Genomic DNA, 553 nt, shown 5'->3' on the forward strand with positions numbered 1-553 from the left:
GATAGCGTCCGTCAAGCTGGTGTAATTTCCCTGATGGCCTGAGGGCATGATCAGGCGGCTTTCGTGGTTATGCTGAGAATGGGGTCGATCTCTTCTTTGTCGATCTGGGCGAAGGCCTCGACCATCATATAGCGGCTCGAGGTCTGCCATTCGTCATTCTGCTCGAACAGCACGGCGCCGATCAGGCGCAAGATCGAGGCCTCGTTGGGGAAGATCCCGACGACGTCGGCGCGGCGCTTCACTTCCTTGTTGAGACGCTCGATCGGGTTCGTGCTGTGCAGCTTGGTGCGATGCTGGCGGGGGAAGGACATGTAGGCCAGGACGTCGTGTTCGCTGGCGTCCATCAGGTCGGCCAGCTTGGGCCAGCGCGGGCGCAGTTGCTCGGCCACCTTGCGCCAGGTCTCACCGGCATGGGCCCGGTCGGGCTGGTCGAAGGCCTGCCGGATCGCGGCGGCGACGACGGTGTGCTGGCCGCGGGACACATGCGCGAGGGCGTTGCGCATCCAGTGAACGCGGCAGCGCTGCCAGGTGGCTTCGAAGACCCGTGCGATGG

The 553-nt window shown here is 64.4% G+C and carries 1 protein-coding gene; it reads right to left on the minus strand.

Annotated features, from left to right (window positions below; translation table 11 throughout):
- Positions 1-50: 50 nt before the first annotated feature.
- On the minus strand, positions 51-553 hold a 503-nt coding region (locus tag DDE13_RS22660), incomplete at its 5' end, for a transposase (protein ID WP_222626201.1).

Origin of the sequence: Meridianimarinicoccus zhengii (assembly GCF_003254465.1) — a bacterium.
Lineage (GTDB): Bacteria > Pseudomonadota > Alphaproteobacteria > Rhodobacterales > Rhodobacteraceae > Meridianimarinicoccus > Meridianimarinicoccus zhengii.